At 71.9% G+C, this 14,828-nt stretch carries 17 protein-coding genes, 3 tRNA genes and 2 pseudogenes; 8 read left to right on the forward strand and 14 right to left on the reverse strand.

Annotated features, from left to right (window positions below):
* Nucleotides 1-94: 94 nt before the first annotated feature.
* From MXD57_RS17755 to MXD57_RS17780, 6 genes are all read right to left on the reverse strand, one after another.
* Nucleotides 95-664 carry a TetR/AcrR family transcriptional regulator gene (locus tag MXD57_RS17755; protein ID WP_250402418.1) on the reverse strand — a complete coding sequence of 190 codons (570 nt, stop codon included), beginning with the start codon at nucleotides 662-664 and terminating at the stop codon, nucleotides 95-97.
* 112 nt (nucleotides 665-776) lie between these two features.
* The gene (locus tag MXD57_RS17760) at nucleotides 777-1,205 is read right to left on the reverse strand and encodes a MaoC family dehydratase (RefSeq protein WP_250402419.1); all 429 of its coding nucleotides are present in this window, start codon (nucleotides 1,203-1,205) and stop codon (nucleotides 777-779) included.
* Between the two features lie 8 nt (nucleotides 1,206-1,213).
* The gene (locus MXD57_RS17765) at nucleotides 1,214-1,666 is read right to left on the reverse strand and encodes a MaoC family dehydratase N-terminal domain-containing protein (RefSeq protein WP_250402420.1); all 453 of its coding nucleotides are present in this window, start codon (nucleotides 1,664-1,666) and stop codon (nucleotides 1,214-1,216) included.
* 108 nt (nucleotides 1,667-1,774) lie between these two features.
* A complete protein-coding gene (gene rpmG / locus MXD57_RS17770; RefSeq protein WP_003948671.1) occupies nucleotides 1,775-1,939 on the reverse strand; it encodes a 50S ribosomal protein L33 in 165 nt (54 codons plus the stop codon).
* Between the two features lie 91 nt (nucleotides 1,940-2,030).
* Nucleotides 2,031-2,103 (reverse strand) — tRNA-Met (locus tag MXD57_RS17775).
* 46 nt (nucleotides 2,104-2,149) lie between these two features.
* Nucleotides 2,150-2,222: transfer RNA gene (locus MXD57_RS17780), tRNA-Thr, on the reverse strand.
* Nucleotides 2,223-2,559: 337 nt separating this feature from the next.
* On the opposite strand from MXD57_RS17780, the gene MXD57_RS17785 reads away from it, so the two are divergent.
* Both MXD57_RS17785 and MXD57_RS17790 read left to right on the forward strand, forming a co-directional pair.
* Entirely contained in the window at nucleotides 2,560-3,828 is a 1,269-nt protein-coding gene (locus tag MXD57_RS17785; protein ID WP_250402421.1) for an amidohydrolase family protein, read from the forward strand.
* 160 nt (nucleotides 3,829-3,988) lie between these two features.
* Nucleotides 3,989-4,645, forward strand: coding sequence for an SDR family oxidoreductase (locus tag MXD57_RS17790; protein WP_250402422.1), 657 nt, complete (start codon nucleotides 3,989-3,991; stop codon nucleotides 4,643-4,645).
* A gap of 107 nt (nucleotides 4,646-4,752) precedes the next feature.
* Here MXD57_RS17790 and MXD57_RS17795 read toward each other — a convergent pair whose 3' ends face one another.
* The 3 genes from MXD57_RS17795 to MXD57_RS17805 form a co-directional block, all read right to left on the reverse strand.
* Nucleotides 4,753-4,965, reverse strand: a complete 213-nt coding sequence (locus tag MXD57_RS17795; RefSeq protein ID WP_250402423.1) for a hypothetical protein — start codon at nucleotides 4,963-4,965, stop codon at nucleotides 4,753-4,755.
* A 278-nt stretch (nucleotides 4,966-5,243) separates the two neighbouring features.
* Nucleotides 5,244-5,684 carry a VOC family protein gene (locus MXD57_RS17800; RefSeq protein ID WP_250402424.1) on the reverse strand — a complete coding sequence of 147 codons (441 nt, stop codon included), beginning with the start codon at nucleotides 5,682-5,684 and terminating at the stop codon, nucleotides 5,244-5,246.
* A 451-nt stretch (nucleotides 5,685-6,135) separates the two neighbouring features.
* On the reverse strand, nucleotides 6,136-7,302 hold the full coding sequence (locus MXD57_RS17805; RefSeq protein WP_250402425.1) for a PP2C family protein-serine/threonine phosphatase: 1,167 nt from the start codon (nucleotides 7,300-7,302) through the stop codon (nucleotides 6,136-6,138).
* 429 nt (nucleotides 7,303-7,731) lie between these two features.
* Between MXD57_RS17805 and MXD57_RS31815 the strand changes: the two genes are divergently transcribed.
* Nucleotides 7,732-7,860, forward strand: coding sequence for a hypothetical protein (locus MXD57_RS31815; RefSeq protein WP_308290812.1), 129 nt, complete (start codon nucleotides 7,732-7,734; stop codon nucleotides 7,858-7,860).
* A 94-nt stretch (nucleotides 7,861-7,954) separates the two neighbouring features.
* On the opposite strand, the gene MXD57_RS31820 is transcribed toward MXD57_RS31815, so the two are convergent.
* Nucleotides 7,955-9,181 (reverse strand): calcium-binding protein, encoded by a 1,227-nt coding sequence (locus MXD57_RS31820; protein ID WP_308290813.1) that lies wholly within the window; start codon nucleotides 9,179-9,181, stop codon nucleotides 7,955-7,957.
* A gap of 187 nt (nucleotides 9,182-9,368) precedes the next feature.
* Here MXD57_RS31820 and MXD57_RS17825 point away from each other — a divergent pair, with 187 nt between their 5' ends.
* Nucleotides 9,369-9,923, forward strand: a complete 555-nt coding sequence (locus tag MXD57_RS17825) for a hypothetical protein (protein ID WP_374114717.1) — start codon at nucleotides 9,369-9,371, stop codon at nucleotides 9,921-9,923.
* Here the strand turns inward: MXD57_RS17825 and MXD57_RS17830 are convergent.
* Nucleotides 9,920-10,510: a TetR/AcrR family transcriptional regulator gene (locus tag MXD57_RS17830; RefSeq protein WP_250402427.1), complete on the reverse strand. Its 591-nt coding sequence runs from the start codon at nucleotides 10,508-10,510 to the stop codon at nucleotides 9,920-9,922. The genes MXD57_RS17825 and MXD57_RS17830 overlap by 4 nt on opposite strands.
* A 162-nt stretch (nucleotides 10,511-10,672) precedes the next feature.
* On the opposite strand from MXD57_RS17830, the gene MXD57_RS17835 reads away from it, so the two are divergent.
* Together MXD57_RS17835 and MXD57_RS17840 are read left to right on the forward strand one after the other, a co-directional pair.
* Nucleotides 10,673-11,125, forward strand: a complete 453-nt coding sequence (locus tag MXD57_RS17835) for an iron chaperone (protein WP_250402428.1) — start codon at nucleotides 10,673-10,675, stop codon at nucleotides 11,123-11,125.
* A 216-nt stretch (nucleotides 11,126-11,341) separates the two neighbouring features.
* Nucleotides 11,342-11,755, forward strand: a pseudogene (locus MXD57_RS17840) (helix-turn-helix domain-containing protein); the annotation flags it as partial.
* 610 nt (nucleotides 11,756-12,365) lie between these two features.
* Here MXD57_RS17840 and MXD57_RS17845 read toward each other — a convergent pair.
* Nucleotides 12,366-12,836: a hypothetical protein gene (locus MXD57_RS17845; protein ID WP_250402430.1), complete on the reverse strand. Its 471-nt coding sequence runs from the start codon at nucleotides 12,834-12,836 to the stop codon at nucleotides 12,366-12,368.
* A 134-nt stretch (nucleotides 12,837-12,970) separates the two neighbouring features.
* On the opposite strand from MXD57_RS17845, the pseudogene MXD57_RS17850 reads away from it, so the two are divergent.
* A pseudogene (locus MXD57_RS17850) lies at nucleotides 12,971-13,167 on the forward strand (RRQRL motif-containing zinc-binding protein); the annotation flags it as partial.
* A 184-nt stretch (nucleotides 13,168-13,351) separates the two neighbouring features.
* Here MXD57_RS17850 and MXD57_RS17855 read toward each other — a convergent pair.
* A tRNA-Tyr gene (locus tag MXD57_RS17855) sits at nucleotides 13,352-13,433 on the reverse strand.
* Nucleotides 13,434-13,645: 212 nt separating this feature from the next.
* Between MXD57_RS17855 and MXD57_RS17860 the strand changes: the two genes are divergently transcribed.
* Nucleotides 13,646-14,134, forward strand: a complete 489-nt coding sequence (locus tag MXD57_RS17860; protein ID WP_250402431.1) for a YajQ family cyclic di-GMP-binding protein — start codon at nucleotides 13,646-13,648, stop codon at nucleotides 14,132-14,134.
* Between the two features lie 129 nt (nucleotides 14,135-14,263).
* Here MXD57_RS17860 and MXD57_RS17865 read toward each other — a convergent pair whose 3' ends face one another.
* The gene (locus tag MXD57_RS17865) at nucleotides 14,264-14,530 is read right to left on the reverse strand and encodes a GlsB/YeaQ/YmgE family stress response membrane protein (RefSeq protein WP_143627954.1); all 267 of its coding nucleotides are present in this window, start codon (nucleotides 14,528-14,530) and stop codon (nucleotides 14,264-14,266) included.
* Nucleotides 14,531-14,828 lie beyond the last annotated feature (298 nt).

Raw genomic sequence — 14,828 nt, forward strand, 5'->3', positions numbered from 1 at the left:
GTGTTCCCGCATTGATTAGTAATCACTGACTAACTTTTGCGGCCAGAGAAGAGGCGGGACTCCGCCTCCCGTGCGAACCCTGGCCGGCACGGCACTAGTGCCGGAGCCGCCCGGCGATCCGGGACGACGGGTACATCGCCTGCCAGACCCGGTGCTCGGGCGGGAACCCCATGGCGGCGAGGGTGTTGATGAGCATCCCGTACGCCATGAAGGTCGTGGTCTCGCCGTCGTCCGCGCCGAGCGGCAGATGCACGGTGTCCCAGAGCCGCATCCAGGCGGCCCGTACGGCCTCCCCGAATCCGTGCTCCCCCTCCGCCTCCGCCGCGGCCACGGTGATGTACGTCTGCATCTGCATCTGGAGCTTCTCGGGCTGCTCCGTGATCAGGCGCACATAGGCGTCGGCCATGGCGTGCAGGGCCTCCTCGCCCTCCAGTCCCTCGGCCGCCTCCGCGAAGACCCGGCAGATGTCCTCCACGCACCGCAGCGAGGCGGCGACGAAGATCGCCTTCTTGCCCTCGAAGAGCCGGAAGAGGTACGGCTGCGAGACACCCACCCGCCTGGCGATCACCTCGGTGGAGGTGCCGTAGTACCCCGTCCGCGCGAACTCGGAGATCGCCGCGCGAATGACGCTCTCGCGCCGCTCCTCCGCACTCATCCTGGGCATGCAATGAAGTTAGTGCTCAATAACTAACTTCGTCAACCCCGGATCCGGACCCGGTTTCGGGTGAGGGGCGCCCACCACGGTGGACGCCCCTCACCCGAAACCGCCGGAGCCCTCAGGCCAGCCGCACGACCGCCCGGGACATGCCCAGCACCTTCTGGCCACCGCTCGTCGCCGTCAGGTCGACTCGCACCGTCCCGTCGTCGAGCTTGGCCGCGACCTTGGCGCCGACCTCGATCACCGCGCCCTCGTCGCCGTCCGGCACGACCACCGGCTTGGTGAAGCGGACGCCGTACTCCACGACCGCACCCGGGTCACCGGTCCAGTCGGTCACCACGCGGATGGCCTCGGCCATGGTGAACATGCCGTGCGCGATGACGTCCGGCAGGCCCACCTCCTTGGCGAACCTCTCGTTCCAGTGGATCGGGTTGAAGTCCCCGGAGGCGCCCGCGTACCGCACCAGCGTGGCGCGGGTCACGGGGAAGGTCTGGGCCGGCAGTTCGGTGCCGACCTCGACGTCGTCGTACGCGATCTTCGCCGTCATCGGTTGCCTCACGCCTCCTCGGCCGCACGGGCCACGAGCTTGGTCCAGGCGGTCACCACGTGCTCGCCGGCCTCGTCGTGCACCTCGCCGCGGATGTCCAGGATGTCGTTGCCCGCGAGCGACTTGATGCCCTCGATGGTGGACGTCACCGTGAGCCGGTCACCGGCCCGCACCGGGCGGACGTAGGCGAACTTCTGGTCGCCGTGCACCACGCGGCTGTAGTCGAGCCCGAGCTGCGGATCCTCGATGACCTGTCCGGCGGCCCGGAAGGTGATGGAGAACACGAAGGTCGGCGGGGCGATCACGTCCGGGTGACCGAACGCCTTGGCGGCCTCCGGGTCCGTGTACGCCGGGTTGGTCTCCCCGACCGCCTCGGCGAACTCGCGGATCTTCTCCCGGCCCACCTCGTAGGGCGGGGTGGGCGGGTAGGTCCGCCCCACGAAGGACTGGTCGAGCGCCATTGGCCCGGCACCTCCTGGTCTCAAGCAGCGTGTCTGGTCTCAGCAGCCGGTGAAACGACGTGAGGCCGCCCCCCAGCTTGCGGGGGCGGCCTCACGTGCGAGCCTGTTTTATCGCGTTTCGCGGTGCGCGGTGTGCGCGTTGCAACGCGGGCAGTGCTTCTTCATCTCGAGACGATCCGGGTTGTTGCGCCGGTTCTTCTTCGTGATGTAGTTCCGCTCCTTGCACTCCACGCAGGCCAGCGTGATCTTCGGGCGGACGTCGGTGGCAGCCACGTGAGTGCTCCTATAGACGAACGGATGGACTAATTCAACGCAAGCAAGAGTAGCCGATCGAAGGACCGACCCCGCAATCGGCTACTGTCAGTAGCGGTGACCGGACTTGAACCGGTGACACAGCGATTATGAGCCGCTTGCTCTACCGACTGAGCTACACCGCTGTGATGCGATCGGAACCCGCCTTTCGACGGGTGCCTCTCGCACCAGAGCCCCAAAACGGAATCGAACCGTTGACCTTCTCCTTACCATGGAGACGCTCTGCCGACTGAGCTATTGGGGCGAGCGATGAAGACATTACACGGTCCGCCGCCGTTCACCCAAATCCGTATCCGGGGGCCCGCCACGCTCCTCTTCCCGGGCGGTTCCGGCCCCTTCGGACCGCCTGCGGAGCCCTTCCGGGCGCCGGCGCACGGGCGCGTGCAGACGGCCTCTCGGAGCGGGTGACGGACGTCCTGCCAGGGGCGGGCCACGCCGGTACGACTATTGCGCTCCTCCGCGTCCCGCAGCGTTCGCCACCCTAGGCTCGACCCACTCTGCGTGATCTTGGGGTCGGCCCACGTCCCGGACCCCGCTCACGCGGCCCCGCCCCGAACCCCCGGCCCGAACCCTGGAGTCCGATGCCCGACAGCCAGCCGCAGCCACCCCCGTGGCCGTCGAACCAGTCGGGATCCTCCGGGCAGCCCGACCAGGCGGTGGTGCTGCTGTGCGGGGCGCGCCTCACCGACGGCCGGACCGTGGACGTACGGCTGGGCGGCGGACGCATCGAGGCCGTCGGCACGGCCGGCAGCCTGACGACGGGCCCGCCCAGACCGGGCGTCTCCCGCGTGGACCTCAGCGGCTACCTGCTCCTGCCGGCCCCGGCCGAGCCGCACGCCCACGGAGACACCGCGCTGTCCGCCGAGCACCCCGGCCCGGTCTCGTACGCCCCCGAGGACGTCCAGCGCCGGGCCACGGAGGCGGCCCTGCTCCAGCTCGGGCACGGCGCCACGGCGGCCCGCGCGCACGTACGCGTGGGCGGCGTGCAGGGCCTCGGGGCGCTCGGTGCCGTGCTGCAGGCCCGGCGTTCGCTGCGGGGCCTCGCGGAGCTGACCACGGTGGCGATGCCGCGCCTGCTGACCGGGGCGGCGGGGGCCGAGGGGCTCGCGATGCTCCGGGACGCGGTGAAGATGGGCGCCTCGGTGGTGGGCGGCTGCCCGGACACCGACCCGGATCCCACCGGATACGTGGAGGCCGTCCTGGAGGTGGCCTCCGAACACGGCTGCCCGGTGGACCTGCACACGGACGCCACCGACCCGGCCCGGCTCTCCCGGCTCGCGGCCATGGCGGGCGGTCTGCGCCCCGGCGTGACGGTCGGCCCGTGCGCCGGTCTGGCGCGTCTGCCGGCCGAGGCCGCCTCCCGGCTCGCGGAGCAGCTCGCGGCGGCCGGTGTGACGGTGGTGTGCCTCCCCCAGGGCGGCTGCGGCACGGCCGACCGGCGGGGCGCGGCGCCGGTGCGGCTGCTGCGCGCGGCCGGGGTCCGGGTGGCGGCCGGGAGCGGCGCCCTGCGGGACGTGGCCAACCCCGTCGGCCGGGGCGACCCCCTGGAGGCCGCCTACCTGCTCGCCTCGGCGCACGGCATGCGCCCCGAGGACGCCTACGAAGCGGTCAGCTCCGCGGCCCGGCAGACCCTGGGCCTGCCGGAGGTGCGCGTCGAGGCCGGTTTCCCCGCCGAACTGCTGGCGGTGCGCGGCGACCATCTGCCCGGTGCCCTCTCCCTCGCCTACAGCCGGATCGTGGTGCACCGCGGCCGGGTGGTGGCCCGCACCAGCGCGGTCCGCGAGTACTGCAACTCGGCGGTCGCCGCCGAGCTGGGGCTGCCCCGGCAGGGACGGGGAGAGCTGTCGTGAGGACGCCCGCCGCCGCACGGGCGCCCGCCGCCGTGCGGCGCCCCGCTGCCTCCGGGGAGCCCGCCGCCGTACGGCGGCCCGGAGCGGCCCCGGCGTGACGGGCCCCGTGCTCCCCCGACCCGTACGGCGCACGGACCCCTTCGGGCGTACGGTCGGAATCATGCGCATTGTCATCGCTGGTGGTCATGGTCAGATCGCGCTGCGGCTGGAGCGGGTGCTCGCCGCGCGCGGGGACGAGGTCGCGGGGATCATCCGCAAGGCGGAGCAGGGCGACGACCTGCGGGCGGCGGGCGCCGAACCGGTCCTGCTCGACCTGGAGTCCGCCTCGGTGGAGGAGGTCGCGGCCTATCTCCAGGGAGCGGACGCCGCGGTCTTCGCGGCGGGCGCGGGTCCGGGGAGCGGCACGGGCCGCAAGGACACGGTGGACCGGGGCGCGGCGGTGCTGTTCGCGGACGCGGCCGTACGCGCGCGCGTGCGCCGTTTCGTGATGGTCTCCTCGATGGGCGCGGACCCCGCGCACCAGGGCGACGACGTCTTCGACGTGTACCTGCGCGCCAAGGGGGAGGCCGACGCGCACGTCGCCCGGCAGGAGACCCTCGACTGGACGATCCTGCGCCCTGGCGCGCTGACCGACGAGCCGGGCACCGGTCTGGTCCGGCTGGAGGCGCGCACCGGCCGCGGCCCGGTCCCGCGGGACGACGTGGCGGCCGTGCTGGCGGAGCTGGTGGACACCTCGGCGACGGCCGGCCTGACGCTGGAGCTGATCGGCGGCTCCACGCCGGTGTCGGTGGCCGTGAAGTCGGTCGCGGGCAACTGAGGCCGCCGGCCGGTCGTTCACCGGCCGGCGGAGCGACGGCCGTTCACGGGGTGGACGCCGTTCACCGGGCGGCAGCCGATCGCCGGGCGGAACAAGCTGACCACCGGTCAGAAGAGAGTCAGCTGCCCGGGGAAGTCCGGCACGCCGTAGCCGTCCAGCGCCGGCTGGACGGCTCCGAGTTGCGCCTGCCGCCGCGACCCGGAGCAGGAGAGCAGCTCCCCGTTCTCCCGCGCCCCGGGCGGGTCGTGCCGCGCGAAGCGACCCGCGACGACGGCGATCTCACGGCGGCACACGGGGCAGGTCCTGCGACGGGATGACATGCGGCCAGTGTGCCCGCTGCACGACCGGCACCGCAGGAGCCGAAGCGGCGCTCCGGCCCCGCCGGGGAACCGGCCCCGGTCACGGCGCGCACGGCGGCGCGGGCACCCGTGAGACGGTCCGCGGGGCCCGCCCCGATCGGCACCGGATCCGACCTCCTCCGGCCACCGCCCGGCATCGTGTTCCCCACTCTGTGCCGGCGGCCCCGACCACCGTCCCGGCGGACGGTGTTGCGGTGGTGTCGCGGCCGATTCCCGGGAGGAACCGAGCCGGGCCACCGTCAGCCGAGCTCCTCGGCCAGCCCGACGACGATGCCCTCCGGGCCACGGACGTAGCAGAGCCGGTAGACGTCCTCGTACCGCACGATCTCGCCCACGAGTTCGGCGCGGTGCGCCCGCAGCCGGGTGACGACGTCCTCGACGTCGTCGACGGCGAACATGATGCGGCGAAGGCCCGGCGTGTTCGCCGGCGCGTCCCTCGGCTCGGCCGCGCGCGCCTTCGGCCTGTGGAACTGCGCCAGTTCGACCCGCCCGTGTCCGCCGGGGATCCGCAGCATCGCGATGTCCTGCCGCACGTCGTCGAGCCCGATGACACGCTCGGCACCGCGCCATTCGAGCGGCCCCCTGCCCTCCAGTTCCATGCCGAGTTCGACGAAGAACGAAATGACGGTGTCGAGGTCGTCGACGACGATGAGCACGTTGTCCATCCGCCGGATCGCCACAGCGGGGCCTCCTTCGCTTCCCGCGGCCGGTGGCCGCTGCCGTCCCTGGGACCGGGCCGGCAAGCCCCTACATGCTCACCGGCCCACCGTGAGTCAATACCGCGAACATCCCGGCGGCGGGCGGGCGACGGCCGGCGCGGCGCTCGCCTTCTCCTGGCCCATGGCGCGCACGCCCCGTGCCGACGCGCCGGGCCTCCCGCAGCCGCTGCGGGACGTTCCCGTCATGCAGACGACGCGGCGAGGCGGAACTCATCGCTCGCGCGGGCGGATGCGGCACCTGGGCGCCCGGGGAGCGAGGAGGCCCCCTGCGACCCGTGCCGTGGGCCGGCCGGAGGGGGGTTCCCGCAGCGTGGCGGCGCCAGGATCCGAACCCCGGACGGCCGAGCCGGCGGATTCGCGGTCCGTGCGGAGGACGGCCTCCGAGCCGAGCTTCCGCGGCCGGCAACGACGGTCATCCCCCGTCTGCCCTTCCGTACGGCGTCCCCGGCAGGCCGTCGAACCGGTCGGCGACGATCACCGCCACGTCGTCCGCCAGGTCTCCGCCGGTGTGGCGGGTCAGTCCCCGGTGCAGTCGCTCCAGGAATTCCGGTGGGGCGGGACCGGCGCCTATCCCCTCCAGTGCCTCCGGCAGGGCGAAGAACTCTCCGTCGCGGTTGCGCGCCTCGATCACACCGTCGGTGTACAGCAGCAGACGGTCACCGGGGAGGAACGGATAGCTCTCGGGCTTCTCGGGGAGGCCGGTGACGAGGTCCTCGAGACCGAGCGGCGGCGACGACGAGCTCGGCGTCAGGGGAGCGGCCCTGCCCTGGTGCAACAGCAGCGGTGGGGGATGTCCACGATTGACCACCTGTACCACGGGCGCGTCCGGCACCTGCGCGATGAGCGCCGTGGTGAACCCCTCCAGCACCACCTCCGGCCCATACGCGCCCGCCACGGAGAGCTCCCGTCGCAGGGCGGCCGAACAGCGGTTCATGACCTCCACCAGATCCTGCTCGTAGTGGACGGCCTCCCGGAACGCGCCCAGCGCCACCGCGACGGCTCGCACCGCGGTCAATCCCTTGCCCCGCACGTCCCCGACGATCATCCGGACGCCGTAGCGCGTCTGCACGGCCTCGTACAGATCACCGCCGACCCGTGCCCCGGTCCCGGCCGCGAGGCACAGGCTGCCGGCCCGCAGCGGGCCCAGGCGCGCGGGCACGGCCCGCAGCACGACCTCCTGGGCCGCCACCGCGATGCGCCGGACCTGGTCGAGCTCTCTCTGCCTGCGCTCCCGCATGGCGCGGCTGGTGATGAAACCGGCCGCGAAGACCAGGGCCAGCGCCAGGAAGTTGCTGTAGACCTGCAGGGTGCCCCACGCCCCGTTGACGGTCGCGGTGGTCACGCTGATCGCCAGCGCGAGGGCCGCCGCCGCGGTGGTGCCCCCGGGCCCCAGCGTCACCGCGGCCAGAGCCGGGACCGCGGTGAGAAAGGGGCCCGTGTAGATGAAGTGCGCAGGCGTGAGCTCGATGACCAGCACGGCCAGCGCGATCAGGAAGGGCACACACTGCATCAGCGTGAAGAGGACCCGGTGATGACCGCCTGCTCCGGGCAGCGCGGGTGAGCGCATGAGCGACTTCATGCACCAAGCCTGCCTCGCTGGAAACCACGGCTCCACCCGGCCGGCGGACCCGGGCGGCCCGGAAGCCGGCCCGGCGGGCACCTCGGCGATGAGCCGCGGCTCAGCCTGGACGGACAACGCCGAAGCTCACGGCCGCCGGGGCTGAGGCATCGGCCCGGAAGGCGGTCCGTCACGTACCGGCCACCCCTGAGCTGGTCGCCCTGCCGCGGTGGCATGTCACCGCCTGCGGGCCCGCCTCGGATGGCCGGCTGTTCCGGACCGTGCGAGGCGGGCCGGCCCAGGACACCGGGTACGGCGCGGTCTGGGTGGAGGCCCGTGCCCGCGGCTCTCACCTCGGCGGAGCTCGGGGCGACGCCGGCGAAGCGCCCGTACGATCTCCGTCACGCGGCGGTGTCCACCTGGCTCAGCTCCGGCGCAGAGCCTCAGCTCGTGGCCAAGCGCGCCGGCCACAGCGTCGCTGTGCTCTTCCGGGCGTACGCCACGTTCCTCACCGACGGGGACGACGCCGCGAACGCCAAGATCTCCGCTCCGTCGAACCGGCAGGACCGACGACGTTGAAACGGGCCCCGTGCGTTGGTCGCCGCCGCGACGGGGGATGCGCCGGGGCCCGTTTCTGATGTTCGTCGATCAGGTCGGAGGCATGTGGGGTGGGTCAGAAGCAGCCGGGGCCGCTGGTGGGGTTGACGCAGCTGTTGTGGCCGGATCCGCCGTCGTTGGTGTCGGTACCGGGACCGCCGTCGAGAGCGTCGTTGCCGGGACCGCCGAAGAGGGCGTCGTCGCCGGCGCCGCCGGACAGGACGTCGGTGCCGTCGCCGCCCTCGACGCGGTCGTCGCCGTTGCCCCCGGCGAGGACGTCGTTGCCGTCGCCGCCGCAGATCAGGTCGTCGCCACCGCGGCCGTCGACCACGTCGTTCCCGGCCAGAGCGAAGATCACATCGTCGCCCGGGGTACCGGTCAGGATGTCGTCGCGGTTGGTACCGGTGATGGTGGGCGTGGCGGTCGCGCAGGTGAGGGGCACCGGGGTGTAGGTGATGGTCACCATGGCCGGCCCCGCGGCGGTGCCGGAGCCACCACCCGTGGGGACGCGATTCGACCCACCACCGCCGCCACCGGGGCCGTAAGAGGGAGGGAGCCTGTCGATACGGTTGCAGCCTCCGCCGCCGCCTCCACCGAACCAGCCGCCTCCGCCTCCGCCCGCCCCGAAGCCGTCTCCGCCGGTGCCGCCGGCACCGGCCGTGCCCGGAGTGCCCGAAGTGCCGGGTCCATTGCCGTTGGAGGGACATGCGGCTCCGGCCGCGCCGCCGGCTGTCTGGGTCCCGCCGCCACCGCCCTGGCCGCCGTCCGGTCTGCTGCCGCCGTCCCCCCCGGTTTCTCCGGCGTCTCCGCCGGTGGCCTCCGGGTTGAGGAAATTGGAGTCGGAGCCGCTTCCGCCGCCTCCGCCGCCGCCCGCGACGATGAGGCGGGGGTCGGTGGCGGGGACGCCGGTCAGGGTGCAGCCGGGGCCGGCCGAGCTGCAGGTGCGGACATCACTGGAACCGCCGCCGGCACCACCTGGAGCACTCGGCCCTCCGCCGGGGCCCCCACCCGTGCCGACGTTGACGAAGAGGGTGGTCGTGCCCGACGGCACCGTGACCGTGCCGGTGACGGTGGCGCCGTCGCCGCCCGCGCCGCCGAAGGGCCCGCTCTGGCCCGCGGCGCCCGTCGCGATGACGGACAGTTGGGTGACGCCGGGCGGGACGGTGAAGGGCTGGTCGGCACCCGCCGTGTCGAAGGTGACCGTCACGGGCGCCGCCGCCGCAGTGGCCGGCGCGGCCGTGGGCACCACCAGCGCCGCCGGCAGTGCCACCGCGGCGCACAGGACGGCAGCACGCCCCGCCACGGCCGGACGCCGCAACTCACCCGCCACTCCCGCACCACGGCGACGGAACACGGCACGTTGCAGGATCGGTCTCACAAGACTCCTCGACAAAGAGCGCGGCACCCAGAACGCGCCACGGACGTCGGCCGGTGAAGAGGCCCCTGCCCGGGACCACCCGGCGATCAAGCCACACACACCCCGCGCGGTCATACAGACACACCGTCACACCGCCCACGATCCACCCACCAGACCCCGCCGACCCCGAACCCGGACCTGGGGCTCACCGGCTGGTGCGACGTATGTGCTGCGGACCGGTGATGCCCGGCGTGATGTCCCTGCGGAGACGGTGGGCCGCTCTGGAGTGACGGCCTGGCGTCGGCTGCGGGACTGGACCGAGTCGGATGTATGGCCGCGCCTGCACTCGGCCCGGCCGGCCGAGCTTCGCCGCGCCGGCCTCCTGGACCTGGCCGACTGCTCCGTGAACGGATCGCACGTCCGGGCCCTCGAAGGGGGAATCGATTCCGTGATTGCCCGACGCGGCGTCGCTCACGGCTCCGGACTGGGCAAGGTGCGCCTGGTGATCGAGCGAGCCTTCGCCTGGCTGCACCGGTTCGAACGACTCCGCACCCGCCACGAGCGACGCGCCGATCTCCATCAGGGCTTGCCAGTGCCGCGTCAGACAACCTTCGCCCTGCTGTGCGGTGGTGACCTGTACGGTCCCCGGATCGGGAGAGCGAGTCCGCCTTGTGCGGTCGAGTCCTAATTGCCGGTTCCGTAGGCGGCCATGAACATGTCCAGCAGTCCGTCGACCGCGTCCTCGTCGATGGGGCGGGTTGACAGCAGGCTGCGGTAGTACAGCGTGCCGCACAGCACCTCGGCGGCGAATTCCAGATTCGCTTCCGCGGTCAGTTCACCGGTGCGCTGGGCGCGGGTGATCCGGTCGAGGGTGCTCTGCTCGACGGTGGCCAGGAACCGTTCGTGCAGGGTCGCCCGCAGCATCGAATCGGCCTGCGCCTCGGCGATGACCGCGCGGTAGACGGGGCCGATCGGCGGGCTGGAGAGGGCAAGGCCCGAGCGCAGGAACTGTTCGCGCAAATCCGCGCGGACGTCCCCGGTGTCGCGGTAGTCCAGGTCGCTGGTCCACACGCGGCTGAGCGCGTCGAGCAGCAGCGCCGACAGGGACGGCCAGCGCCGGTAGATCGTGTGCTTTCCGACCCCGGCCCTTCGGCCGACCGCCTCGATACTCAGGCCCGCGTATCCGACCTCCGCAGCCAGATCGAGGGTCACCTGCAGCAGCTCTTCGGTGCGCGCGGCACCGCGGCGCCTCGGCGTGGCGGGCATGTCGGTCATGCCGCCACCCTAACGGCACATGGCGTGCCGTTGACAATGTCGAGGGCTGCGCGCAGTATTCAGACTCGATCGGCACGCTGCGTGCCGATGCTGGCTGTGGCTGCACGTCGCCACCCACGCGCCCGAGATCCAGCACATCAGCCCCTCAAAGGGAGATCTGCCATGAGCAGCACCGAAAGCAGCACGCACGAGGGATTCACGGCCGAGGAGCGGGCCGCGATGAAGGACCACGCCCAAGAGCTGAAGACGGCAGCCCGCCGCAGCTCACGCGCGGACAAGGCGGCGGAGGCGGAGCGGGACGTGCTCGCGAAGATCGCCGGGATGCAGGACTCGGACCGGATCATGGCTGAGCGGATCCATGCCGTCGTCACAGCCAGCGCCCCGGCCCTCGCGCCGAAGCTCTGGTACGGGATGCCCGCCTACGCGCTGGACGGCAAGGTCGTGTGCTTCTTCCAGAGCGCGGAGAAGTTCAAGGCGCGCTACGCGACGCTCGGGTTCAGCGACCAGGCGAAGCTGGACGAGGGCACGATGTGGGCGGCCGGTTTCGCCCTGACCGAGGTGACGGCCGAGGTGGAGGCGCGGATCGGTGCGCTCGTGAAGCAGGCGGTGAGCTAAGGTGCGCCCGGTGAACGGGCTGGGCCGGTAGCACCTCAGCGTGCTCGGCGGCCTGGCCCTGCCGGTACAGCATCTGCTGCGCGCCTCCACTGACGGCGTCGAGGCGCCAGGCTGACCACAGCAGGTGGCAAATCCTGCCAACTACGTGCTCGGGCGCAGATGTGACGCGGCGTCCGGGTGCCCCTTCGGACGGCGCGCGGGCGCCAGGCCGGGCCGATGGCAGAGCGAGTGCGGGTCCGCGAGATCAGTGACGCCGAGGGCAGACGGCTGCCGCGGATCATCCGCAGGGGCACCGGGTCGGTGGTGACCTGGCGGCGGGCCCAGATGGTGCTGCTGTCCGCCCAGGGCATGCCCGTAGCGAAGATCGCCGAGGTCACGTTCACCAGCGCGGACCGGATCCGGGACGTGATCCACAACTTCGACACCGGCGGCTTCGACTCGCTCTGCCCCAAGTACAAGGGCGAGCGGCCCAGGACCTTCACCCGCTCGGAACGCCGCGAGATCAAGAAGATCGCCAAGTCCAGGCCGGCCGAACACGACCTGCCGTTTTCGACCCGGAGCCTGGCCAAGCCGGCCGACTTCCTGGTCACCGAGGGGGTGGTCGACGACATCAGCCACGAGGGCCTTCGGCCTGACCAACCCCGGCGCTGACGTGCCCGGGCGCCGAGAACGGATCAGCACGTGACTTCGCCGTGGCCGCTCAGCTGCTTGGGCCTACTGCCGCGCCGTCCACTCGCTGCGACTCCACCGCCCTCCCCGGTACCAGGACGGCAAGGGTGCTGCGCGCTTCACGCCGCAGCGTGCGGCGCCGAGCAAAGGTGGCGGTAAGAGCGAGGATCGAGATCGTACCCCCGTAGAACACAGCAGCGATCGTGGAGAGGAGCCCGACCATCATCGGGCACGCACCTTTCTTCCCCCGTTCGGCCCGCCCGGCTCATGACCGGCGCGGGCGTTGATGCGTTTCCTCCCCACCATACGCACGCGGTCAACTCCCTTGCGCAGCATGGCCAACCCGGCGAGCCTTCGCCGTCACGACACTCGTGCCGCGTGTGATGGGGGCGATACCAACTGGCGTTCACCCGGGTTCCTCAAGACGTACCGCGGTCGCATCCGTGCGAGTAGGCGGGTGCACACCTGCACCCGCGAATCGGCGAGCCCACGACGTTCTCGCACTCACCAGCGGACTGCGCGAGCTGAGCCGGGAACCTGCCCGTGAGCGCGGGAATCCGGAAGCCGCGCGTCAGTCAATCCACGCCTCGCTGTGTCGGTGCCGGTCCAACCCCACGGCTGAGAACTCGTCCTCGCCGGCGCTTGCCACTGCGCCCAACCGCCGCAGCGCTTGAGAGATGGGACTGCCGGCCGGCGGGAAGGGCCGGCCCTCCTCCACGTGCAGCGGGCCCAGCACGATGGTGCCGCCATCCCACACGGCAGCCCGCTGCTCGCCCACGCCACCGAAGTACTCAGCTTCCACGTAGGCCACCGGCCCACCGGCTGACCAGGCAGCGAGGGTCTTCTCGAACCCATCTGGCAACCGCCGGAACCCCAACGCGCCTACGCCGCTGCCGTCTGCGACGGAATCGACCAGGGTGTCCGTCATCGGCATCAGCGACAGGCCCTGTCCGATCGACGCCGGCCGAGCGGCAGGCAGGTCCCGCGCCACGCCCCGTAGCGCCTCTCCTTCGACGATCACTGCTTGCAGGTCGTAACCCATCCCCACGCCCCCTCCCGATCGGAGGCCCCATCTTGTCCCACACGGCGAAGGCGAACCCGCGCGGTACTCCCTCCCCGCACCACCACACCCTCAGCGAGTTCTCGCCGGACTACCGTCCGGATACCGCGAACCCGCTGGTTTCGCCGTTCCGGTGGCGAGTCGCCCAGGACGGCTACGCCACCCGTCGCCGACTCCGGGCGCGAGGCCCGCGGCCCGGTGGTCAGGAGGTGGCCGCACAGCTCGATCGGTCTCGCCGTCGACGCGGGCCGCTGGTCGCCCACCTGTGCCGGGTCGACCTGGCCAAGCCCCCGTCCGGCCCATGACGCCGGCGAGCCGGAGTGATCACGCTCTCCCCCGGGGACACCTGGGGGACACGCACTGATCAGAGGTGGGATTCGGGCGAGACGAGGTGAGACACGTCTGCGCTCCGTCCACCACGACTCGAACAGGCAGCGGAACGAAGAAACCCCCTCCGACCTGCCGTTGAGGCTGTTCGGAGGGGGTCTTCCCCAGTGTGGCGGCGCCAGGATTCGAACCTGGGAAGGCTGAGCCGGCAGATTTACAGTCTGCTCCCTTTGGCCGCTCGGGCACACCGCCGGGTTCGCTGCCTCTCGAACCGCATTTCGGCGGCGCTCCGTGGCAACGACGTAAACAATACCCGATGCGCGGGGGTGCTTCGCCACCCGGTTGATCTCCACCGGCCGGGTCGCGGGGTGGCTAGGCTGGTGCGGATGCGGCCCGGCGCGACGCCGGGTTCGGCGGCCGCCGCCCGCACCCGATACGCACCCCGATACAAGGAGCCACAGGACATGGCCGACTCCAGTTTCGACATCGTCTCGAAGGTCGAGCGGCAGGAGGTCGACAACGCCCTCAACCAGGCCGCCAAGGAGATCTCGCAGCGCTACGACTTCAAGGGTGTGGGTGCCTCGATCTCGTGGTCCGGCGACAAGATCCTCATGGAGGCGAACTCCGAGGACCGGGTGAACGCCGTCCTCGACGTCTTCCAGTCCAAGCTGATCAAGCGCGGCATCTCGCTGAAGGCGCTGGACGCGGGCGAGCCCCAGCTCTCCGGCAAGGAGTACAAGATCTTCGCGACGATCGAGGAGGGCATCTCCCAGGAGAACGCGAAGAAGGTCGCCAAGATCATCCGTGACGAGGGGCCGAAGGGCGTGAAGGCCCAGGTCCAGGGCGAGGAGCTGCGGGTCACCTCCAAGAGCCGCGACGACCTGCAGGCCGTGATCGCCCTGCTGAAGGGCAAGGACTTCGACTTCGCGCTGCAGTTCGTGAACTACCGGTAGAACCGCGCGGTCCGGCACCGGCGGGTACGGCGGCTGTCGCCGAGCGGCCGCCGGGTCGTGAGCGGAAAGGGTGGGCACCGGACGGTGCCCACCCTTCGGTCGTCGCCCCGGCGCCCCGCCGTCCGCGTCTCAGTCGCGCGAGTTCCCGAACAGGATGCGGTAGACGATCAGCAGGACCAGCGAGCCGCCGATCGCGGCGGCCCAGGTCGCGCCGTCGTAGAAGTGCTTGCTGATCGGATGGTCCAGCCAGCGGGACGATATGTAGCCGCCGATGAACGCGCCCGCGATGCCGATGAGGGTCGTGCCGATGAAGCCGCCCGGGTCGCGGCCCGGCAGCAGGACCTTGGCGATGGCTCCGGCGAGAAGCCCCAGGATGATCCAACCGATGATGCTCATGCCGAGAAACCTGCCCTTCCGCGCTGGGCCCGCACCGCCCGATCCCTGAGAATCCGGTGAGGAACGGCCGTCGTTCGCGCGTGTTCGTGCCGTGTCGAGGGAGAGGACGCCTCGAGTCCGCCCGCCGGTTGCGCCGTCACTGGTGCCGCATCAGCCGGGGTTCGACCCGTCGCGGCGGCCCACGCTCGCCGCACCGGACGAGAGCCCGCGTACACCCGGTACGAGGGCTTCCGGCCGGCACGCCGGGAGCACCGACCGGGCGCCGCTCCCCGACGGGCGAACCCTGACTGACGCGGCA

Source organism: Streptomyces cellostaticus, from assembly GCF_023630175.1.
Lineage (GTDB): Bacteria > Actinomycetota > Actinomycetes > Streptomycetales > Streptomycetaceae > Streptomyces > Streptomyces cellostaticus_A.